Below are 19,989 nucleotides of genomic sequence, written 5' to 3'. Positions count from 1 at the left end.
CAGCGTCAGGTCATCGGCGAAGTGCCGGTCACCGGTGGCGTCGGGCACATACTTCACACAGACAACGATCCTCAAGCTCACGCCGGCTCTCCTACTGCATCGTCATTTCTGGGCTGCCTTGATGCACGCAGCATAGGCGCCTGATGGGGCGGATTCCGGTCGGGGCGACCGACGCTCCGAGCGAAATATTACTCGCCAGTACACCCAGTACGTTACCCATAAGCAAGCGCTTTGCACTGTGACCTGGCCGACGCTCGGTGCCCATGCGCCACCTGGGAACTCTCAGTCCCGCAACGCCGTGAAACGACCCTGATGGTAGAGAAGCGGGCGGCCGCCCCCGGCCGGATCGCCGACGACGGCCTCCGCGATCACGATCCGGTGGTCCGCCGCCGGGATGCGCGCCACCACACGGCAGACCAGCCACGCAAGCACTCCGTCGAGCACCGGGACACCTTCCGGCCCACTGCGCCAATAGGTGGACGGACCGAACCGGTCGGCGCCGCTGCGCGCGAATGTGGCGGCCAGCTCCTGCTGGTGCTCGCCCAGTATGTGTACGCCGATGTGCTCGGCCTCCGCCACGACCGGCCAGCTGGAGGACGAGGTCCCCACGCCGAAGGAGATGAGCGGCGGCTCGGCGGCGACGGAGTTGAGGGAGGTCGCGGTGAAGCCGACCGGCCGGTCACCGGCGGCGGTGATCACCGCGACACCGGCGGCGTGCTGCCGGAAGACGGAGCGCAGGAGATCGGGGGAAGCCGCGCGGGCACTGGAGAGCTCGGGCGAAGCCGTCATGGAGATGTCCTTCTGCGAGGGAGGCGTACGGGGCCGTGGGCGCTCAGGCACCCGGACAGCGCGCACTCGCGTTGTGGGCGAGGTCCAGGTGGACCCGGCCGTAGAGAAGGAGTTCCGGCGGCATAGCGTCAGACTGACGATGCGTGGTGGGTGCAGTCAAGAGGGTTCCGCAATGTGGGAGATGCATCACGGTCCGTCACATCGCGCGCCCCAGCGCGGCGACAACATCGACGGTGCGGGGCTGCCCGACCGCTCGGCGGACGATCCGGCCGGTCGCGTCGAGAACCAGAACCGTCGGCGTGCGGCTGATGTCGAGCTCGCGTACAAGAGTGAGATGCGCCTCGGCGTCGATTTCGACATGGGCGACGCCGTCGACCATTCCGGCCACCTCGCCGAGGGTGCGGCGGGTGGCCCGGCAAGGCTGGCAGAAGGCGCTGGAGAACTGCACGAGAGTCGCCCGCTCCCCCAATTCCGCGCCGAGTTGGGCCGCATCCAGCCTGTTCGCGCGTGTCTGCCCGTCCACCGTCCGCCTCCTGTCAGAGCCCTTCACAAAGGGTCAGCACCGTCGGTCACGGAGTCATTCCCGCCGACTCCACGTGACGAGAATCTCGCGCCCCGCGCCCGCCGAGACTGGCCACCGCGACGGACATGGGGCACGATCGGCGCAATGCCGAAAACCTACGGCTGCGTAACTTCCGCCGGGAGAACCCTCCTCAGGCGCTGAAGAAGGGTCTTCTCCAGATGGCAGAACTCGTCTATCGGCCGGTCATCGGCGCCGCTCGCACCATGTTCAAGGCGCTGGACCTGAAGATCGACACTCAGGGTTCGGAGCACATCCCGAAGACCGGCGGTGCGGTACTGGTCAGCAACCACATCAGCTATCTCGACTTCATCTTCACCGGGCTCGCGGCGCTGCCGCAGAAGCGGCTGGTCCGCTTCATGGCGAAGGAATCGGTCTTCCGGCACAAGGTCTCCGGTCCGCTGATGCGCGGCATGAAGCACATCCCGGTCGACCGGAAGCAGGGCGAGGACGCGTATGCCCACGCGCTCGCCTCACTGCGCTCCGGCGAGATCATCGGCGTCTTCCCCGAGGCGACCATTTCGCAGTCGTTCACACTGAAGAGCTTCAAGTCGGGCGCGGCCCGGCTGGCCCAGGAGGCCGGCGTACCTCTGATCCCGATGGCCCTGTGGGGCACGCAGCGGATCTGGACCAAGGGGCGGCCGCGCAACTTCAAGCGCAGCCACACCCCGGTGACGATCCGGGTGGGTGCGCCGATGGAGGCCCCCACCGACCAGTACGCGGGTGCGATCACCCGGCGCCTGCGGGAAGGGGTGCAGGAGCTCCTCGAAGCGGCGCAGCGCGCCTACCCGGTGCGGCCGAGGGACGCGAGCGACACCTGGTGGGTGCCCGCGCACCTCGGCGGTACGGCTCCGACGCCCGCCGAAGTGCGCGAGACCAGCTGACCGGGCCCGTTCACCACCACGGCTGAAACGTCACTCCGGGGTGCGGACGGTGATCCGGGCTCCGGGGCTCAGCTTCTCCAGCGACTCGGCGAGTTCGGCGCCTGCGGCTTCGAGCTCGCGGATCGTCATCGGGGTGAGGCTCTCCAGGAGGAACACGGCGTTGACCGACTCCTCGGTGAGCCGGGTGCGTACGCCCTGCCGCCAGTTCCAGCGGCGGCAGGTGACGCCCTCGTCGTCGCACCAGACGACTTCGCCGGGCTCCGGGTGTTCCACGCCCTCCTCGCCGCCCGCGACCGTGGGGAAGGGTTCCCGGCCCGTGGCGCGTACGAGGCGCATCGCACCCTTAATGCGATCGGTGTCCTCACCGCCGATAATGCGATCGGTGTCCTCACCGCCGACCGGGATCAGATGGGCGACGCTGATCGCGTTGTAGGCATCCACCAGCAGATTGATCCGCGGCAGTCCGGCCTCGGTGAGGGCGCGCTTGGCGAGCGCCTCGGCGGAGTTTCGGGTGCGGGACGGCTTGGCGCCGAAGGCGGCGTACGCGTCCCGCCAGGCGGCGACGTGGGGGTCCTCGTGCGGGGCCCTGCCGTCGAGCCGTTCGACGAGCCGTCGGGCGGCATCGTCCAGCAGGGCCGAACTGTCCTCATCGCTCGGCCCGTTCATCAGCCCGCGCGCCTCGACGGCGAGGTGGGTGAAGCCGGGCGCGAGGGTGCGTACGTCGTCGGAAACGGTGAGCGTCAGGGTCATCTGCTGCCTTGCCTCGGGTCGGGTCAGAGCGCGGTCGGGAGCGTGCGCCACAGCTGCGTGCGGTCCTCGGCAGTCTGCAGGGCGCGCAGAACCGCCGGATGCGGTGCTGCATAGAGTACTGGATAGTCCACTCCATTGGACTCCGGCCCGATGGGCCAGGCCAGCCGTTCCTTGTCGAGCGAGAACTGGGCGTCGACGCCGCGCCCATTGCCGCGCGGGTCCTGGCGGTCCCAGCGGTCACGGCCCGGCAGGCGCACGGCGATCAGCCCGTGCAGGACGTCCGGATTCCCGTTCTCGTCGTCGAAGCCCTGGTAGCAGAGGGCCGCCGGGATGCCTGCCGCGCGCAGCAGGGCCGCCAGCACATGGGACTTGGAATGACAGATGCCGTTACGGGTGGCGAGGACGTCCGAGGCGCGCCAGGTGACCCTGAGATCACCCGAGTCGACGGAGTGCGGAATGGCGTCGCGGACGAACTCGTAGGCCGCGAGCGCGTATGAGTATGCGTCGGTGGTGTCGACGCGAAGGCGATCGACGGTCTGCCACACCAGCGGATGCTCGTGGTCGATGGCCACACCGGCGGCGAGATAGGCGGCCATATCCGGGGTTTGCTGCGTCAGCTCCATGCATGCAGAGCGTACGGAAGCGACCGACCGGAAAGCAATGACATTCCGGTCGGTCGCATATCCATGCACAGTATGGTGCTACTTGGCGATCTCTTCCTTCAGCGCGAGGACGAACGCGTCCACGTCGTCCTCCGTGGTGTCGAAGGAGCACATCCAGCGCACATCGCCGGCGGCCTCGTCCCAGAAGTAGAAACGGAAGCGCTTCTGGAGCCGCTCGCTCACGTCGTGCGGCAGACGCGCGAAGACGGCGTTGGCCTGGACCGGGTAGAGGATCTCCACGCCGTCCACCGCCCGGACACCCTCCGCGAGCCGCTGGGCCATGGCGTTGGCGTGCCGGGCGTTGCGCAGCCACAGGTCACCGGCGAGCAGCGCCTCCAGCTGCACCGACACGAAACGCATCTTCGATGCGAGCTGCATCGACAGCTTCCGCAGATGCTTCATGGCCCGTACGGCATCGGGGTTCAGGACGACGACGGCCTCACCGAAGAGCGCCCCGTTCTTGGTGCCGCCGAACGAGAGGACGTCGACGCCGACCTCGCTGGTGAAGGCACGCACAGGGACGCCCAGCGACGCCGCGGCGTTGGCGATCCGCGCCCCGTCGAGGTGAACCTTCATGCCGCGCTCGTGGGAGTGCTCACAGATGGCGCGGATCTCATCGGGCGTGTAGACGGTGCCGAGCTCGGTGTTCTGAGTGATCGACACGACCTGGGGCATGGCGCGGTGCTCGTCGTCCCAGCCGTACGCCTGCCGGTCGATGAGCTCGGGGGTGAGCTTGCCGTCCGGGGTCGGCACGGTGAGCAGCTTGAGGCCGCCCACGCGCTCCGGAGCGCCGCCCTCGTCCACGTTGATGTGCGCGGACTCGGCGCAGATGACCGCGCCCCAGCGATCGGTCATCGCCTGCAGCGAGACGACATTCGCCCCGGTGCCGTTGAAGACCGGGAACGCCTCGGCGGTGGGGCCGAAGTGCCCCTTGACGATCTGCTGGAGGTTCTCGGTGTAGTCGTCCTCGCCGTAGGCGATCTGGTGACCGCCGTTGGCGAGGGCGATGGCCGCGAGGATCTCCGGGTGGGCGCCCGCGTAGTTGTCACTGGCGAATCCGCGTATCTGCGGATCGTGGTGACGTCGCGCGTCGGTCCTTATGGTTGCGGGGTCAGCCACAGACGCTTTCCGTTCACTTCGGAGGCGGACTTGGACCAGACGCCGGCGATGGCCTCGGCCAGCTCCTTGACGTCGGTGAAGCCCGCGAACTTCGCATTCGGGCGCTCGGCGCGCATCGCGTCGTGCACCAGTGCCTTGACGATCAGGATCGCAGCCGCTGTCTTCGGCCCTTCCTCGCCCCCCGCCTTGCGGAAGGCGTCGGCGAGCGCGAGGGTCCAGGCCTCGGCGGCCGCCTTCGACGCGGCGTAGGCGGCATTGCCCTCGGTGGGCTTGCTCGCCCCGGCCGCGCTGATCAGCAGATAGCGGCCGCGGTCGCTGCGCTGGAGCCCTGCCTGGAAGGCCAGCGAGGTGTGCTGAACCGTGCGGATCAGCAGCTTCTCCAGGAGATCCCAGTCGGCGAGGTCGGTCTCGGCGAAGGTGGCGCTGCCGCGCCAGCCGCCCACCAGGTGGACCAGGCCGTCGATCCGGCCGAACTCCTTCTCGGTCTTGTCCGCCCATTCCCGGGCGGCGGCGAGGTCGAGCAGATCGACGGTGTCGCCGGTGACGGTGGCGCCGCCGTGGGCGTACCGTGCGGCGTCGACGGCCTCCGCCAGGCGGGTGGCGTCCGCGTCCGAGGCGACGACGATCGCACCGGCCTCGGCGAGCCTGAGCAGCGTCGCCCGGCCGGCCGGTCCGGCGGCTCCGGCAACGGCGATCACCGCACCTTCCAGCGCGCCGTTCCCATTGCCCGTGCCGTTTGCGTTCATGGCCACTGCCTCCTTGGAACGAGCGCTCATGCGGCTGCCTGCTCGGCGTCCGCCGCGGTGATCCCCTTGGTGGAGGCGATCACATTCTTCAGCTTCTTGGAGAGCGCCTCATAGAACATGCTCAGCGGAAACTCGTCCGGAAGCACGTCGTCCACGAGCTTGCGGGGCGGCTGCGAGAGGTCCAGGGCGTCCGGACCCTTGGCCCAGCGGGAGCCGGGGTGTGGGGCCAGGTAGGTCGAGACCAGGTCGTACGCGGCGAACCAGTGGACCAGCTTGGGGCGGTCGATGCCGTCGCGGTAGAGCTTCTCGATCTCGCCGCAGAGCTGGTTGGTGACCTGCGGGGCCCGGTCCCAGTCGATCTTCAGGGTGTTGTCGGTCCAGCGGATCACATCGTGCTTGTGGAGGTACGCGAAGAGCAGTTGGCCGCCGAGACCGTCGTAGTTGCGGACCCGCTCGCCGGTGACCGGGAAGCGGAACATCCGGTCGAACAGCACGGCGTACTGCACGTCACGGCCCTGCGGGAAGCCGTCGGCCTCCAGCTTCACGGCCTCCTTGAAGGCAGTGAGGTCGCAGCGCAGCTCCTCCAGTCCGTACATCCAGAACGGCTGGCGCTGCTTGATCATGAACGGGTCGAACGGCAGGTCGCCGTGGCTGTGGGTGCGGTCGTGGACCAAGTCCCAGAGCACGAATGCCTGCTCGCAGCGCTGCTGGTCGCCGACCATCCCGCGGATGTCCTCGGGCAGCTCCACGCCGAGGAGCTCGACGGAGGCCTCGGTGACGCGGCGGAAGCGGGCGGCCTCACGGTCGCAGAAGATGCCGCCCCAGCTGAAGCGCTCGGGAGCCTCGCGCACGGCGATCGTCTCCGGGAAGAGCACCGCGGAATTGGTGTCGTAACCGGAGGTGAAGCCCTCAAAGGTGATGCCGCAGAAGAGCGGGTTGTCGTAGCGCGTGGCTTCGAGCTCGGCGAGCCATTCGGGCCAGACCATCCGCAGCACGACCGCTTCGAGATTGCGGTCCGGGTTGCCGTTCTGCGTGTACATCGCGAAGACGACCAGGTGCTGCAGACCGTCGGTGCGGTTCTTGGCGGGCTGGAAGGCGAGCAGCGAGTCCAGGAAGTCCGGCACACCGAAGCCGTCCGCCGCCCAACGGCGCAGGTCCATGACGAGGGCGCGGTGGTACGCGGCATCGTGCGGGAGCAGCGGGGAAAGCTCTTCGATCGCGGCGATCACGCGTTCCAGCGTCACCCGGACGGTGGCGGGCGAGGGGGCGCCGTCGGCGTCGAAGTCGATCGAACCGTCCTTCGCCTGCCAGGGCCGGATCTCCTCCACGGCATCCCTGAGCGCAGGCCAGGCAGGCTGCTCGACCACCCGCTGGGCAGTAGCTATCGCGCCGACCTCGGCGTCGTGCACAAGAATTTCCGTCATCACACTTCCTCCACGGGAGAACCTCGCGTCAAGCAACCGTATCCATATGTGGTTCTTCGAGACAAGTGAGCCTCAGAAAATTATCCTGCCGACCCCCCATGGTCACCGCGATTCTTCCTGTCGCATTCCGGTTGCGCGACTCCTTCCGTCGGTTCCGGGGGATGCCGGACCGCCGACGGTCGCACACCCGGGCGTTCGGGCCGTGCGGGGCGCGCCCACGTACGAGTGACACAGCTCGCCGGGCACCGGCGCTACCGGTAGGACGGGTGCCATCCGCCTCCCTCCCACCCCTCCGGAGACCGCCGCGTGAGTATCCGTGCCGTCCTTGTCGCAGCCGTCATCACCGGATTCCTGCTCGGTGTCGCCGACGTCCAGGGACACGCCGCCATTCACCTTCGCGTGACCGGCTCTCTCCCGGGTCCGGGCCACTAGGCTGCCGAGTTGCCGTAAGCCGAGTGCCGAAGTGCCGCGTGGGCAGGAGCAGCACGCGGGGAGACGCCGTCGACGGAAGCGAGATTGCCTTGACTTTTCTCACCATCGGTCATCGCGGGGTGATGGGTGTCGAGCCGGAGAACACCCTGCGGTCGTTCGTCCACGCCGAGCAGGCCGGCATGGACGCCATCGAACTGGACCTTCATCTGAGCAAGGACGGCGCACTCGCCGTCATGCACGACGCCGAGGTGGACCGGACGACCGACGGCACGGGCCCGATCGCCGAGAAGACCCTGGCCGAGCTGCGGGAACTCGATGCCGGGCAGGGCGAACGGGTGCCCGTCTTCGAGGAGGTGCTCGATGCCGTGCGCTCCCCCTTGCAGGCGGAGATCAAGGATGCGGCCGCAGCCCGGGCGCTGGCCGAGGTGATGCGGCTGCGCGATCTCGTCGACCGGGTCGAGGTGTCGTCGTTCCACGACGAGGCGGTCGCCGAGATCGCTCAACTGGTGCCGGGAGTACGAACCGTGCTCATCGCCAGCCGGTGGAAGAGCGATGTGGTGGACCGGGCGAAGGCGGTGGGCGCGGCGACGCTCGCGCTGAACATCCGCCGCCTCACGCTGGAGGTCGTCGAGCAGGCCCACGCCGAGGGAGTGAAGGTCATCGGCTGGGTGGTGAACACCCAGGACCATCTGCGTCTGGTGCGCGCCCTGGGGCTGGACGGCGCGACCACCGACTTCCCGGAGATCCGCCGCGCCGGCCGCTTCACCGCGTAGGTGCAGGGAGGGCTGGGGTCTTTCGTTTGGATCAGGCCGGATCAGGGAGCGGCCCGCCGCGGAGCGGCTGGTGTCGCCGTGGTGCGTGCAGCTGCAAGGCGGAGGAAGGAGCCCACGCGGAGCGAATGGGGGTCTCCCCTGCTCGAGCGAAGCCGAGAGCTTGGGGAAGACTGACGACAACGCGGCAGATGTGCGTGCCGGGCCCCGCGAGCCCGGCACGATCCGAACGAGAGGCCCTAACCCTCCTTCAGGTCCTTGATCAGCAGTTCGAAGGCGAGATCGTCGCGCTGCGGGACGCCGAAGTGCTCGTCGCCGTACGGGAACGGGCTCAGCTCTCCCGTACGGCGGTAGCCGCGGCGCTCGTACCAGGCGATCAGTTCCTCACGCACCGAGATCACGGTCATGTGCATCTCGGTGGCGCCCCAGCCCTCCCGGACGGTGCGTTCGGCCTCGGCGATGATCAGCTTTCCGAGGCCACCGCCCTGCAGCTCGGGGCGGACCGCGAACATCCCGAAGTAGGCGGCTTCCCCGCGGTGTTCGAGCTGACAGCAGGCGATCAGTTCGCTGTCCCGCTCCACCACGAGCAGCCGGCTGCCGGGTTCCTCAACCACCGCGCGGACCCCGTCAGGGTCGGTCCGCTGCCCCTGCAGGATGTCCGCCTCGGTGGTCCACCCCGCGCGGCTCGAGTCGCCCCGGTACGCCGACTCGATCAGCGTCACGAGCGCGGGCACATCGGCGTCCGCCGCGTCGCGGAAGGTCAGCTGTCCTGAGTCGCGGGGCGGGGCAGTGTCCATGGTGAGGCTCTCCGTTTCTCTGCTGGGCCGTGCCGCAGCAGAGTAACCCGCTGGTCCGCGCCTAATGTCTCGACCATGGTGCATGTGCTGAGCAGTCGGGTCCTGTTGAGCCCTACCGACCCCGAGCGGTCACGGACTTTCTACGGAGAGTCCCTCGGGCTGCCGGTGTACCGGGAGTTCGGTACCGGCCCCGAGCGCGGGACGGTGTACTTCCTGGGCGGCGGCTTCCTGGAGGTTTCCGGGCGCTCCGTCACACCGCCCTCGCCCGGGCTGCGGCTGTGGCTGCAGGTCGCGGACGTCCGGGCGACGTACGAGGAGCTGTCGGCCCGGGGCGTCGAGGTGGAACGGCCACCGGTGCGCGAACCGTGGGGGCTCGTGGAGATGTGGATCTCCGATCCGGACGGGGTGCGGATCGCCGTCGTCGAAGTGCCGGAGGACCATCCGCTGCGCTATCGGCCCTGAGGGCAGTGACCCGCGACGGCGCACAAGTGGCCACGTCCTTCTGCGGGTTTCCTCCACGCGCTCCCCTCGTACATCAGTGCGCCGCGTACGACCTGCCGGGTCGGGGCATCGACTAGTCGACACTGACGTCGTACGTCCTGGGGAGGTGCGCTGTGCACGGACCGGCGATGTCCGGCTGGCTGCTGATGGCGTTGTGCGTGGTCACGGGCGCGTACTGCCTGCTGCGGATGCGCAGCGGGACGGAGGAGGAGCGCAGAACGGCGCGCGCCGAGGCGGTCATGGGCTTCGGCATGGCCGCGATGGCGGCGCCCGCCGCGGTCTTCCCGCCGCCCGTGTGGGGATGGGCTGTGTACGTGGTGCTGTTCGGCGGGGCCGCGTTGCGCGCCCTCTGGTTCGCCCGCCGCAAGGGGCACCATCTGCACCATCTGGTCGGCTCACTGTCGATGGTCTACATGGCGTTGGCGATGGCGCCGGGCAGCGGCGCGGCAGCACACGGTGCGGGCGGTGTGCAGGGTGTGTACGGCGGACATCAGACGGCGCAGGTCGCCGGTGGCGTGCCGCTGCTGACGGGGATGCTTCTGGTCTATTACGCGGCCTATGTGCTGCGGTCCGGGACGCGGCTGATTCCGGTCGCCGCCGCGGGTCCGGCCGAGGGGCCGACGGGAGGCGGCTGGGGCGCACGGCCGGAGCTGGCACTGGCCTGCCGGCTGACGATGGGGATCGCCATGTTCGCGATGCTGCTCACGCTGTGAGACAGCGGGTGCGGTCAACCGTGGCGTACATCACTTGCCGAGCGCAGCCATACCCGCGGGTACCGCGCCACTCATAGGCTGACGCCATGTTGGTCTCCCTCGTGCTGCTGCTGCTCGGTGCACTGGCCGCCGTCGTGACCCCGCGGCTGATGGCGCGGGCCGAATGGCCCGAGCGCGAACCCGTGGTGGCGCTGTGGGTGTGGCAGTGCGTGGTGGCCGGGGTGCTGCTGTCCTTCGGACTCTCCATGACGTTCAGCGCGGCCGCCGCCTGGCAGGCGGTACGCGGGCAGGTGTTCGCATCCGCACCGCACGCCGTGGTGGAGGCGTACGCGCTGGCCGCGTACGGGCCGTGGTCCGCCGTCATGGCCGTTCTGCTGGCACTGGGTGGTATCTGGAGCGCGGCGATGCTGACGCGGGAGATCCGCCGGGCTCAGGTGCGGCGCAGGCGGCGCCGGACCGAACTGCTGATCCGTTCCCCGTTGATGCCCGGCGAGGAGCCCGTCAGCGGCCGGCTCGTGGTGCTGGAGGGTGAACGCCCCGACGCCTGGTGGCTGCCCGGTGCGGCACCTCAACTGGTCATCACCACTGCGGCACTTGGACGGCTGAAGGGCCGTCAGCTGGATGCGGTACTGGCCCATGAGCAGGGACACGCGCAGGCGCGGCACGACTGGCTGCTGCACTGTTCCGCAGCGCTGGCGAACGGCTTCCCCCAGGTGCCGGTGTTCGCCGCTTTCCGCGACGAGATGCACCGGCTCGTCGAATTGGCAGCGGACGATGTGGCGTCACGGCGCTTCGGGCGGCTGACGATCGCTCTCGCCCTGGTCGAACTGAACGAGGACCGGGGCGTGTTCGGTCCCTGCCCGACGCCGGACGCGGAGCTGCCACTGCGCGTGAACCGGCTGCTGTCCCCCGTCGAGCGGCTCACCGCGGGGCGTCGGCTGCGGCTGACCGCGGCGGCTGCCCTGGTGCCGGTGGTGCCGCTTCTGGTGGCCTTCGTGCCGGGACTCAGCGCGCTGGGATAGCCGGTGTCGTGGTCCGTCCGCAAGGATCACCCCATGCACTCCCCAGCCCCGCCCCCGCCCCTCTCCCCGCCGGACCGCTCACCTGCTCTCGGAGCCGGCATCGTGTGCGGGTCCCTCGCCCTGGTGCTGCTGATCCTGGTCGCCCTGCGCTGGTCCCCGCTGATGTCGCTGGACCGTACGGTCGCCGACGCGCTGCACCGGCGGGCGGTGGCGGAGCCGGGCCTTGTGCACATCAACCGGATCCTGACCGACTGGGTGTGGGACCCCTGGACGATGCGCATCCTGATCGCGGTCGCCGTGGTGAGGCTGTGGTGGCGCGGGGCCCGGATCCTCGCGGGGTGGGTGGCGGCGACGAGCCTGTTCGCCACCCTGCTGCAGCAGGGGCTGAAGTCCGCGGTCGGCCGGGAGCGCCCTCAATGGCCGAACCCGGTGGACTCGGCCCACTACGCGGCGTTCCCGTCCGGTCACGCCATGACGGCGGTGGTGAGCTGTGGTCTGCTGCTGTGGCTGCTGCACCGGCACGGCGTGAGGCGGCGGGTGTGGCACGTCGCGCTCGCGGTGGCGTGGGTCTCGGTGATCGGCGTGGGGGTGACCCGGCTCTATCTGGGGGTGCACTGGATGACCGATGTACTGGGGGGCTGGCTGCTGGGTGCGGCGGTGGTCGCGTTCTCGATCGCGGTATTCGCCCGGTTCGAGGGACGGGAACGGGCGGCCTTGCCGCACCGCTCCTGAATGGGCGAGGATCGGGCCCATGGTGCTCAAGGGTGTGCTCTTCGACTTCTCCGGGACCCTCTTCCGTATCGAACCCGTCCGGTCGTGGCTTTCGGCGGTGCTCGCCGAGCGGAACATCACCGTGGCCGATGCCGACTTCGAGCGGTACGTGGCGGACCTGACGGCCGTCGGGGCGCTGCCGGGCGGCCCGACGCCGCAGCGCGTGCCCGACCGGCTTGCCGCGGCGTGGGCCACGCGCGACAAGAGCACGGAACGGCACCGTGAGGCGTTCACGGGGCTGGCCCGCCAGGTCGCCCTGCCGGATCCGGGGCTGTACGAGGCGCTCTACGAGCGGCACATGTCGCCGACGGCGTGGCAGCCGTACCCGGACGCGGCGGAGGTGCTCGGGGCGCTGCGTGCGGGCGGGACCCGGGTCGGCGTGGTCAGCAACGTCGGCTGGGACCTGCGGCCGATCTTCCGCGCCCATGGTCTCGACGCCCTGGTAGACGCCTATGTCCTGTCGTACGAGCACGGGATCCAGAAGCCGGACCCACAACTTTTTCACACGGCCTGCACACTTATCGGCCAGGATCCGAAGGATGTGGTGATGGTGGGTGACGAGCGACACGCGGATGGCGGAGCGGCCGCACTGGGGTGTGACGTGCGCTTTGTCGACCCTCTGCCGGTGGAGGAACGGCCGGGCGGGCTACGGGCACTCGGGCTCATTCCGTGATCCCGCGGAGAGACATGTGAGAGATGTCCCCGACGCCCAATGGGTCCGATTGTCACACCAGGGCCTTAGCCTGGTGGCATGTCCCGTTCTCCCCGCTCATCCGGTTCCGTGCGCTCCGCCGCAGTGGTGAATGAAGAGATTCGCGACCTGTGGCAGCGTTCCGGCGGATGCCTGTCCCCGGACGACGAGGAGGAGTACCAGCGACTCCTGGTGGAGTGGGCCGCGGTGACCGGCGGAAGCGCAAGGTCTGCCGCGTAACGGCATACCGCTCCCCGTCCGGCTCGGCCATTCCCTGTGCGGCGCCCTCCGGCGCGTCGCACCCTGGAGGCATGACTTCTCCCCCGATCGTGATTTTCCGGCCGTCCCCCTCCGGCGGGCGACGTGTCACCGTGCAGCGTGACGGCCGGGTCCAGATCCTGGGGCTCGCCCACTCGGATCACGATGTGATCGTGTTCCTGGAGGGCACCGGGCTCGACGACCCCGAGCGGATTCTCGACAGCCCCGACTGGGTCGAGTGGCGGGGTGGCCGGGCCCACCGGTACGAAGCCGCGTAGGAACGGCCGATTCCGGCGATCCCCTGCGTCGCCGGAACCAGGCAGCCACCCCGGTCGACCTGGCCCGTCGGGCATCGGTCGGGGGCCGCGTTGATGACGGACAGCATGAACCGGTCAACGCAGGGGTTCAGCATGTGCCCGCGCGGCGCATCGGTCAATGAGGCCGTGCACCGCGCCAGGCTGCTCGCCGTGTCCCGCCGGGCGAGGATCCGCCCGGCGGGAACGCGCCGTGAGCGCACGGGTCCGGCGATACCCGAACAGCCGGATCAGTTGTCGAAGTAATCCGGCTGCGTCTGCACATTGAGCTCCGGCATCCGCACGCGCTTCGCCGGGTCGGTCCGCGGGTCGTCGAGCTTCAGGACGTCGAAGCCCTTGGCGATGTCGTTGGAGTAGATGTATCCGTTGTAGTAGTACGCCGACCAGGGGCCGGCCGTGGTGACGGCGTTCAGGTTGACGGGACCGCGCTCGAAGAACGCGATCTCCTTGGGCGCCGAGGAGTCGGTGAAGTCCCATACCGAGACTCCGCCCTGGTACCAGGCCTGGACCATCAGGTCCCGGCCCTTGACCGGGATGATCGAACCGTTGTGGGCGACGCAGACCTCGGTGGCGGCCTGCGGGCGGTCGATCTTGAAGTAGCTGCGGAAGACAAGCTTGCGGTGGTCACCCTTGCCGACGATGTCGTAGATGCCGTCGGCGCCGCGCTTCGGACCGATCTCCTTGTTGCAGGTGGCCGCGCCACCTCCGCCGAGCTCATCGGTGAAGACGACCTTGTCCGCCTTCTGGTTGAACGTCGCCGAGTGCCAGAACGCGAAGTTCACATTGTCCTGAACCCGGTCGATGATCTTCGGGTTCTCCGGGTCCTCGATGGAGAACAGCAGGCCGTCCCCCATGCAGGCACCGGCGGCCAGGTCCTTCGACGGCAGCACCGTGATGTCGTGGCAGCCGGTGGTCTTCGAGACCCCGGGGTTGGTGGGCGCGCCCGGGTTGCCGCCGTCCGGGAAGAGCACCGGGAAGTTCACGACCGCGGCCTTCGCGGGCGCCTTGCGTGGCACCTTGATGACGGAGATCCCGTCGTGCGGCGGCTGGCAGTCCGGGAACGTCGCGCTCGGCGAGTACGAGGAGACGTATATGTACACGCTGCTGCGCTCCGGAACCAGCGTGTGGGTGTGCGAGCCGCAGGCGGTCTCGACGGCGGCGACGTACTTCGGGTTGCGCTTGTCGCTGATGTCGAAGATCTTCATGCCCTCCCAGGAGGACTTCTCCGTGGCGGGCTGGGTGGTACTGGCGCACGAGTTGTCGTTGCGCGAGGAGTCGGTGGACAGGAACAGCAGGTCCCCGGAGACCGAGACGTCGTTCTGGGATCCGGGGCAGAGCACCTGGGCGACGGTCTGCGGGGAACTCGGGTTGCTGATGTCGTAGATCCGGAAGCCGTCGTAATTTCCGGCGAATGCGTACTTCCCCTGGAAGGCCAGGTCCGTGTTGAGACCCTTGAGTGCGTCCTTCGGGACGTTGGCCAGCGGGGTGATGTTGTCGCTGTGGACGATCTCGTCCACGCCGGGTATCTCGCCGTCCTCGATGGCGGCCGTGGCAGCGGCCTCCTGACTTGCGGAGAGACCGGTGCGGGTGGCGGGTGAATCACCGGGGTCGGGCGTTGCGGCCGCTGGTCCGGCCGTCAGCAGAGTGGCGAAGAGTCCGGCGGCGGCTGCCGCCACACCCAGACGTCTGCGCCGCACTTGGGTGGTCTGCAACGAAGTCACTGCGTCCTCCCCTGTACCAAAGCGTGGTTGAACGGTTGACTGACCCCGGCAGTATCGTCCTTCCCACGGGTATCCCAACAGATGGCAACAGGAACGTAATGAAAGTTACCGACCCCTGAGGTTGCGGATGTGCGCCAAATAATCCGATACGACCTCATGTTGCACTGGAGGCAGCCTTGTTGATTTTCCGTCAGGTCGCGCATGTGCACAGATCCGTAGTCGTCGCTGCCGTGGCGACCGCCGTACTCTCCCTCGCCGCGTGCGATGCGGGCGGTGGCGGTCATGACGCCAACACGCGTGCAGGAGAGGGTCCTTCGGTCGTGGCACCGGGGAAGCCGGGAGAGCCCGCGCAGACCCTGTCCGTCGAGGAAGCCGCGAAGGCTGCCGGGGACGACACCCCCAACTCGGCCGACTTCCGCTACGTACAGCTGATGATCCAGCACCACGCCCAGGCACTGGAGTTGACCGCCCTGGTGCCGTCCCGTTCCTCGTCCGCCCCGGTCAAGCGACTTGCCGAGCGCATCTCCGCAGCGCAGAAGCCGGAGATCGGCGCCATGGAGGGATGGCTCACGCACAACGGCGGCCAGAAACACGCGGGCGGTCACGACCACGCCGGGATGCCCGGCATGGCGACGGAGGCGCAGCTGAAGGAGTTGCGGGCGGCAGAGGGCAAGGCCTTCGACAAGCTGTTTCTGCAGCTGATGATCACCCACCACCAGGGAGCGATCACAATGGCGACCGAGGCCCTCTCGGAGGGGAACAACGTTCAGGTCGAGGAGATGGCGGGCGATGTCGTCGCCCAGCAGACGGTCGAGATCGACCGGATGCGCGCACTGTCCTCCTGACGCGCCACGCGGCCGCACCTCTCCCCCGCTCCGCCGACCGGTGGGATGCTGGAGTCACCCTCCGGGAAGAGGTGCACCGTGCTCCGTGTCGCCGTCGTCGGCTCCGGACCCAGCGGGGTCTACACCGCCCAGTCTCTGGTCGAGCAGTCCCGTGTGCCCGATGTCCGGGTGGACGTGCTGGACCGGCTGCCCTGCCCGTACGGCCTCGTGCGGTACGGCGTCGCCCCCGACCACGAGAAGATCAAGTCGCTGCAGAACAGTCTGCGGACCGTCCTGGAGCACGAGCGGATCACCTTTCTCGGCCATGTCCAGGTGGGCGGGGACGGGCTGTCACCCGAACGGCTGAGCGAGCTCTACCATGCGGTGGTCTACTGCGTCGGGGCGGCGACCGACCGTGGTCTCGGCATTCCCGGCGAGGATCTGCCTGGCAGCCACTCGGCGACCGAGTTCGTCTCCTGGTACAGCGCACACCCCGATGCGGCTGCCAACAGCTTTGCGTTGCAGGCCCGTTCGGCCGTGGTGATCGGGGTCGGCAATGTGGCGGTCGACGTGGCGCGGATCCTCTCGCGCGGCGCCGAGGAGCTGCGGCCCACCGATGTGCCCCACCCGGCGCTCGGCGCGCTGGCCGGCAGCCGGGTGCGCGAGGTGCACATGGCGGGCAGGCGGGGACCGTCGCAGGCCAGGTTCACCACCAAGGAGCTGCGCGAGCTGGGCGGGCTGCCGGGGGCGCGGGTCGTGGTGGACGGGGCGGAGCTTGCCCGCGATCCGGCGTACGCCCCCGTCGGGGCGCCGGCGGATTCACCGGTGCCGCTGCCGGCGGTGGTGCGGCGCAATATCGAGGTGCTGCGCGGGTGGGCCGCGGCCGGTGTCCCTGCCACCGGGCCGGACCCGATGCGCACGATCCACCTGCGGTTCTTTCTGCGCCCCGTCGAGCTCCTCGAACGGGACGGACGGGTCGGCGCAGTCCGGTTCGCACGTACCGCGCCGGACGGCAGCGGAGGTGTACAGGACACCGGTACGTACGAGGAGATCGACGCCCAGCTCGTCCTGCGGGCCGTCGGCTATCGCGGGTTGCCGCTGCCCGGTCTGCCGTTCGATCCGGCCCACGGTACCGTGCCCCACCTGGCGGGGCGGGTGCTGCGGGACGGCGTGCCGTCACCCGGGGAGTATGTCGCGGGGTGGATCAAGCGGGGGCCGACCGGAGTGATCGGCTCGAACCGGCCGTGCGCGAAGGAGACGGTCGCGTCGCTGCTGGACGATGCGCCACTGCTCGAGGGGCGGCTGTCGGCCCCCGATCCGGTGGCCGCGCTGCGGGCGTGGGGGCTACGGCCGGTGGAATGGGACAGCTGGCTGTCGATCGAGCGGGCTGAGGCGGCCCTCGGGCAGTCGCTCGGCCGAGGGACGGTGAAGATCCCGGACTGGGCGGGGCTCCTGCAGGCCGCACACGGTGACCGCCGCTGATCCCGCTCCGGGCGGTGTCAGTCTTCGCCGAGCCGGTCCGCCTGCTGGTTCGCGGCGGCGAGAATCGCGTCGAGCAGCCCGGGGAAGAGAGTGTCCAGATCGTCGCGGCGGAGCCCGTTCATCTTGGCGGTGCCCCGGTAGGTCTGACTGACGATGCCGCTCTCGCGCAGCACCCGGAAGTGATGCGTGGTCGTGGACTTGGACACCGGCAGTTCGATACAGGAGCAGGTGAGCTCGTCCTCGGCGGCGGCCAGCTCACGGACCACCTGCAGCCGCATCGGGTCGGAAAGCGCGTGGAGCACCGCCTCGATACGGATCTCCTCGCGTGCGGGGTGGGCGAGGACCCGGGTGCCGACGTCCGGGGCGGCGGTGACACGAGCGGCGGCGGCGCTGGTGGCGGTCACGGCGACTCCCCTTACGTCGTTTCGAACAGGCACCTTATGGTACGAGACTCATCGTACTTTGCCGCACGGCTGACGCGTCAGGACAGCTTCTGCCCTGTACAGCGCCCGGTGCGGCTGTCACCCCCTGACACGAGTTTCACGACGGCGCGAACGCGGTTGCGGTCCGGAAACCGGTCAGCCGCTGAGCAGGTCCGGCCTCTCGGCCGGCGAGGCGAGATGTCCGGCCGGCGTCGGAGAACAGCGCGGCAGTAATGCCGCGCGAGAAGTGGCCGCCGCTCCCCCGGAAAAAAAATGGGGCGCGCTCTCGCGCGCGCTGTGGCACCCTCGCCCCGATTGAGCAGTTCAGCCCTTGCCCCCGAGGCCCCGCCGGGCCACCACAGGAGCGTCCGATGGCAACACCACCCCGCCTGATCCCCCTGCTTCAGCAGTTCGACTTCGCGCGGGGGCGCCTTACCGACCGCCTGGCCGGCCCGGTCATGGACAGCGGCAACGGCACGGACATCGAAGTGCCGCCCATGACCGATGAGGAGTACCTCTGGGAGCCGGTGCCGGACTGCTGGTCGGTGCGCCGCCGCGCGGACGGCCCCGGGAAGGGCGCGACCCTCCTGGTCGGTGCGGGCGACTGGGGGCGCGACTCGTCGAACGCGCCGCACCCCACACCGCCGCCGTTCACCACCCTCGCCTGGCGGTTGAGCCATGTCAGCGAGATGCTGGCCCTCCGCGCCGACCACACGAACGGCAGCCACGCCCTGACCCGGGACGATTACCACGTCACCGGGGACGCCGCAGGTGCGATCGCCGACTTCGATGCCAGTGCCACCGCCTGGCGGGAGGCCCTGCTCAGCGCCGACGACACGGCGCTGGACACGGTGGGACACAGCACGTACCCGCATGGCAGTGACCCGGAGGACCTGTTCATCGAAACGGTCTGGTGGGTCAATCAGGAACTGCTGCACCACGGGGCCGAGATCGCGTTGCTCCGCGACCTCTTCCGCGCACGGCAGCACTGACGGAACCTCAGACTGCGCGCAGGTACTGGTCGGGCCTGTGGACCTCGCCGCTCAGTTCGCGCGCCGCATGCTGCGCCCATGACGGGTGTCGCAGCAGCTCCCGGCCGAGGAGGACGGCGTCCGCCTGCCCGTCGGCGACGATCTTCTCGGCCTGCTGCGGCTCGGTGATCAGACCGACGGCGGCGACGGGGAGCGAGGTCTCCTCCCGTACCCGGGCGGCGAACGGAACCTGGTATCCCGGCCCGGTCGCGATGCGGGCGCCCGGTGCGTTGCCACCGCTGGAGACGTCCAGCAGGTCGACACCGTGCGCCTGCAACTCCTTGGCCAGCCGTACCGTCTCGTCGACGGTCCAGCCCTCGCGGTCGTCCTCGTCGTTCTCCGTGAGCCAGTCGGTCGCCGAGATCCGGAAGAAAACGGGCAGGTCCTCGGGCCATACGTCGCGCACGGCGTCGACGACCTGGAGAGCGAACCGGACGCGGTTCTCGAAGCTGCCGCCGTACTCGTCCGAGCGCCTGTTGCTGTGCGGGGACAGGAACTGTCCGATGAGATATCCGTGGGCTCCGTGTACCTCGGCAACGTCGAAGCCGGCCTCGCGGGCGCGGCGGGCGGCCTCGCGGAACTGCTCGACGACGCCGTGGATCTCGTCCACAGTCAGCTCGTGCGGTACGGGGTGGCCCTCGTCGAACGGGAGCGGGCTGGGGGCGACGGGCTGCCAGCCGTGCTCGTCGGGGCCGACGGGACCGCCGCCCAGCCAGGGCGCCGCCGTCGATGCCTTGCGGCCGGCGTGGGCGAGCTGAATGCCTGCGATCGAGCCCTGGTTCCTGATGAAGTCGGTGATCCGCCGGAAGGCTGCCACCTGGGTGTCGTTCCAGATCCCGAGGTCGGCGGGGCTGATCCGGCCGTCGGGGCTGACGGCCGTCGCCTCGGTGAGGATGAGACCGGTGCCGCCGATCGCGCGCGCCGCGAGGTGGGCGAAGTGCCAGTCGGTCGCGACGCCGGTCTCCGGTCCCACCGGTTCCGCGCTGTATTGGCACATGGGCGCCATCCATACCCGGTTGGGTATGACAAGCGATCTCAGGGTGCAGGGCTCGAAAAGGACACTCACGGCAGACTCCGTTTCGCCGGGAACGACAGGATCGCTAGTACGATACATCTCGTAGTACGAGATTCGTCAAATTACGAAGGTTCTCGTACAACGAGACAGACGTGCATGAGGCCCCTCCCGGCTTCCTTGAGTTCTAGTGGTCGTTGCAACACCCCAGCTCAGGGGATGCAATGGACTTCGAGATACGCGCGGACCGGGGGCCGCAGGGGCGTAGGAAGCT

At 69.2% G+C, this 19,989-nt stretch carries 24 protein-coding genes and 1 pseudogene; 13 read left to right on the top strand and 12 right to left on the bottom strand.

Annotation, left to right across the window (positions count from 1 at the left end; genetic code table 11):
* The 3 genes and pseudogenes from ACWD6R_RS35415 to ACWD6R_RS35405 all read right to left on the bottom strand — a co-directional run.
* Positions 1-81: pseudogene (locus ACWD6R_RS35415) on the bottom strand (electron transfer flavoprotein subunit beta); the annotation flags it as partial.
* A 201-nt stretch (positions 82-282) separates the two neighbouring features.
* The gene (locus ACWD6R_RS35410) at positions 283-789 is read right to left on the bottom strand and encodes a flavin reductase family protein (protein WP_451822488.1); all 507 of its coding nucleotides are present in this window, start codon (positions 787-789) and stop codon (positions 283-285) included.
* Positions 790-985: 196 nt separating this feature from the next.
* Positions 986-1,312: a TlpA family protein disulfide reductase gene (locus ACWD6R_RS35405; RefSeq protein WP_451822487.1), complete on the bottom strand. Its 327-nt coding sequence runs from the start codon at positions 1,310-1,312 to the stop codon at positions 986-988.
* Positions 1,313-1,530: 218 nt separating this feature from the next.
* Between ACWD6R_RS35405 and ACWD6R_RS35400 the strand changes: the two genes are divergently transcribed.
* Complete coding sequence (locus ACWD6R_RS35400; protein WP_451822486.1) at positions 1,531-2,253, top strand: lysophospholipid acyltransferase family protein; 723 nt, start codon at positions 1,531-1,533, stop codon at positions 2,251-2,253.
* A 30-nt stretch (positions 2,254-2,283) separates the two neighbouring features.
* Here ACWD6R_RS35400 and ACWD6R_RS35395 read toward each other — a convergent pair whose 3' ends face one another.
* The 5 genes from ACWD6R_RS35395 to ACWD6R_RS35375 all read right to left on the bottom strand — a co-directional run bounded on the left by ACWD6R_RS35395 (position 2,284) and on the right by ACWD6R_RS35375 (position 6,954).
* Complete coding sequence (locus ACWD6R_RS35395) at positions 2,284-3,003, bottom strand: B3/B4 domain-containing protein (protein WP_451822485.1); 720 nt, start codon at positions 3,001-3,003, stop codon at positions 2,284-2,286.
* Between the two features lie 23 nt (positions 3,004-3,026).
* The gene (locus tag ACWD6R_RS35390; RefSeq protein WP_451822484.1) at positions 3,027-3,626 is read right to left on the bottom strand and encodes a transglutaminase-like domain-containing protein; all 600 of its coding nucleotides are present in this window, start codon (positions 3,624-3,626) and stop codon (positions 3,027-3,029) included.
* A gap of 78 nt (positions 3,627-3,704) precedes the next feature.
* On the bottom strand, positions 3,705-4,766 hold the full coding sequence (locus ACWD6R_RS35385; protein ID WP_451822490.1) for a threonine aldolase family protein: 1,062 nt from the start codon (positions 4,764-4,766) through the stop codon (positions 3,705-3,707).
* Positions 4,763-5,530, bottom strand: a complete 768-nt coding sequence (locus ACWD6R_RS35380; protein ID WP_451822483.1) for an SDR family NAD(P)-dependent oxidoreductase — start codon at positions 5,528-5,530, stop codon at positions 4,763-4,765. The genes ACWD6R_RS35385 and ACWD6R_RS35380 overlap by 4 nt, the downstream gene beginning before the upstream one ends.
* A gap of 26 nt (positions 5,531-5,556) precedes the next feature.
* Positions 5,557-6,954 (bottom strand): DUF6421 family protein, encoded by a 1,398-nt coding sequence (locus tag ACWD6R_RS35375; protein WP_451822482.1) that lies wholly within the window; start codon positions 6,952-6,954, stop codon positions 5,557-5,559.
* Between the two features lie 306 nt (positions 6,955-7,260).
* On the opposite strand from ACWD6R_RS35375, the gene ACWD6R_RS35370 reads away from it, so the two are divergent.
* Positions 7,261-7,386 carry a hypothetical protein gene (locus tag ACWD6R_RS35370; RefSeq protein WP_451822481.1) on the top strand — a complete coding sequence of 42 codons (126 nt, stop codon included), beginning with the start codon at positions 7,261-7,263 and terminating at the stop codon, positions 7,384-7,386.
* Between the two features lie 122 nt (positions 7,387-7,508).
* On the top strand, positions 7,509-8,159 hold the full coding sequence (locus ACWD6R_RS35365; RefSeq protein WP_451822489.1) for a glycerophosphodiester phosphodiesterase: 651 nt from the start codon (positions 7,509-7,511) through the stop codon (positions 8,157-8,159).
* A gap of 236 nt (positions 8,160-8,395) precedes the next feature.
* Here the strand turns inward: ACWD6R_RS35365 and ACWD6R_RS35360 are convergent, their stop codons facing one another.
* Positions 8,396-8,953: a GNAT family N-acetyltransferase gene (locus ACWD6R_RS35360; RefSeq protein WP_451822480.1), complete on the bottom strand. Its 558-nt coding sequence runs from the start codon at positions 8,951-8,953 to the stop codon at positions 8,396-8,398.
* A gap of 75 nt (positions 8,954-9,028) precedes the next feature.
* On the opposite strand from ACWD6R_RS35360, the gene ACWD6R_RS35355 reads away from it, so the two are divergent.
* The 7 genes from ACWD6R_RS35355 to ACWD6R_RS35325 all read left to right on the top strand — a co-directional run bounded on the left by ACWD6R_RS35355 (position 9,029) and on the right by ACWD6R_RS35325 (position 13,187).
* Positions 9,029-9,415: a VOC family protein gene (locus ACWD6R_RS35355; protein ID WP_451822479.1), complete on the top strand. Its 387-nt coding sequence runs from the start codon at positions 9,029-9,031 to the stop codon at positions 9,413-9,415.
* 152 nt (positions 9,416-9,567) lie between these two features.
* The gene (locus ACWD6R_RS35350; protein ID WP_451822478.1) at positions 9,568-10,167 is read left to right on the top strand and encodes a DUF5134 domain-containing protein; all 600 of its coding nucleotides are present in this window, start codon (positions 9,568-9,570) and stop codon (positions 10,165-10,167) included.
* Positions 10,168-10,253: 86 nt separating this feature from the next.
* Positions 10,254-11,189: a M56 family metallopeptidase gene (locus tag ACWD6R_RS35345; RefSeq protein WP_451822477.1), complete on the top strand. Its 936-nt coding sequence runs from the start codon at positions 10,254-10,256 to the stop codon at positions 11,187-11,189.
* A gap of 33 nt (positions 11,190-11,222) precedes the next feature.
* Positions 11,223-11,921 (top strand): phosphatase PAP2 family protein, encoded by a 699-nt coding sequence (locus ACWD6R_RS35340; RefSeq protein ID WP_451822476.1) that lies wholly within the window; start codon positions 11,223-11,225, stop codon positions 11,919-11,921.
* Positions 11,922-11,940: 19 nt separating this feature from the next.
* Complete coding sequence (locus ACWD6R_RS35335) at positions 11,941-12,633, top strand: HAD family hydrolase (protein ID WP_451822475.1); 693 nt, start codon at positions 11,941-11,943, stop codon at positions 12,631-12,633.
* Between the two features lie 78 nt (positions 12,634-12,711).
* A complete protein-coding gene (locus ACWD6R_RS35330) occupies positions 12,712-12,891 on the top strand; it encodes a hypothetical protein (protein ID WP_451822474.1) in 180 nt (59 codons plus the stop codon).
* A 71-nt stretch (positions 12,892-12,962) separates the two neighbouring features.
* The gene (locus ACWD6R_RS35325) at positions 12,963-13,187 is read left to right on the top strand and encodes a hypothetical protein (protein ID WP_451822473.1); all 225 of its coding nucleotides are present in this window, start codon (positions 12,963-12,965) and stop codon (positions 13,185-13,187) included.
* Positions 13,188-13,453: 266 nt separating this feature from the next.
* Here the strand turns inward: ACWD6R_RS35325 and ACWD6R_RS35320 are convergent, their stop codons facing one another.
* On the bottom strand, positions 13,454-14,944 hold the full coding sequence (locus ACWD6R_RS35320; protein WP_451822472.1) for an LVIVD repeat-containing protein: 1,491 nt from the start codon (positions 14,942-14,944) through the stop codon (positions 13,454-13,456).
* A gap of 176 nt (positions 14,945-15,120) precedes the next feature.
* On the opposite strand from ACWD6R_RS35320, the gene ACWD6R_RS35315 reads away from it, so the two are divergent.
* Together ACWD6R_RS35315 and ACWD6R_RS35310 are read left to right on the top strand one after the other, a co-directional pair.
* Positions 15,121-15,789 carry a DUF305 domain-containing protein gene (locus tag ACWD6R_RS35315; RefSeq protein ID WP_451822471.1) on the top strand — a complete coding sequence of 223 codons (669 nt, stop codon included), beginning with the start codon at positions 15,121-15,123 and terminating at the stop codon, positions 15,787-15,789.
* 78 nt (positions 15,790-15,867) lie between these two features.
* Positions 15,868-17,250, top strand: a complete 1,383-nt coding sequence (locus tag ACWD6R_RS35310) for an FAD-dependent oxidoreductase (RefSeq protein WP_451822470.1) — start codon at positions 15,868-15,870, stop codon at positions 17,248-17,250.
* 17 nt (positions 17,251-17,267) lie between these two features.
* On the opposite strand, the gene ACWD6R_RS35305 is transcribed toward ACWD6R_RS35310, so the two are convergent.
* Positions 17,268-17,654: an ArsR/SmtB family transcription factor gene (locus ACWD6R_RS35305; RefSeq protein WP_451822469.1), complete on the bottom strand. Its 387-nt coding sequence runs from the start codon at positions 17,652-17,654 to the stop codon at positions 17,268-17,270.
* Positions 17,655-18,043: 389 nt separating this feature from the next.
* Here ACWD6R_RS35305 and ACWD6R_RS35300 point away from each other — a divergent pair, with 389 nt between their 5' ends.
* Positions 18,044-18,664 carry a DinB family protein gene (locus ACWD6R_RS35300; protein ID WP_451822468.1) on the top strand — a complete coding sequence of 207 codons (621 nt, stop codon included), beginning with the start codon at positions 18,044-18,046 and terminating at the stop codon, positions 18,662-18,664.
* 7 nt (positions 18,665-18,671) lie between these two features.
* Here the strand turns inward: ACWD6R_RS35300 and ACWD6R_RS35295 are convergent, their stop codons facing one another.
* On the bottom strand, positions 18,672-19,769 hold the full coding sequence (locus ACWD6R_RS35295; RefSeq protein WP_451822467.1) for an NADH:flavin oxidoreductase/NADH oxidase: 1,098 nt from the start codon (positions 19,767-19,769) through the stop codon (positions 18,672-18,674).
* Positions 19,770-19,989 lie beyond the last annotated feature (220 nt).

This window comes from Streptomyces sp. NPDC005151, from assembly GCF_053599875.1.
The sequence above is the reverse complement of the archived record's forward strand: the minus strand, read 5'-3'. Positions and strand labels throughout refer to the sequence as shown.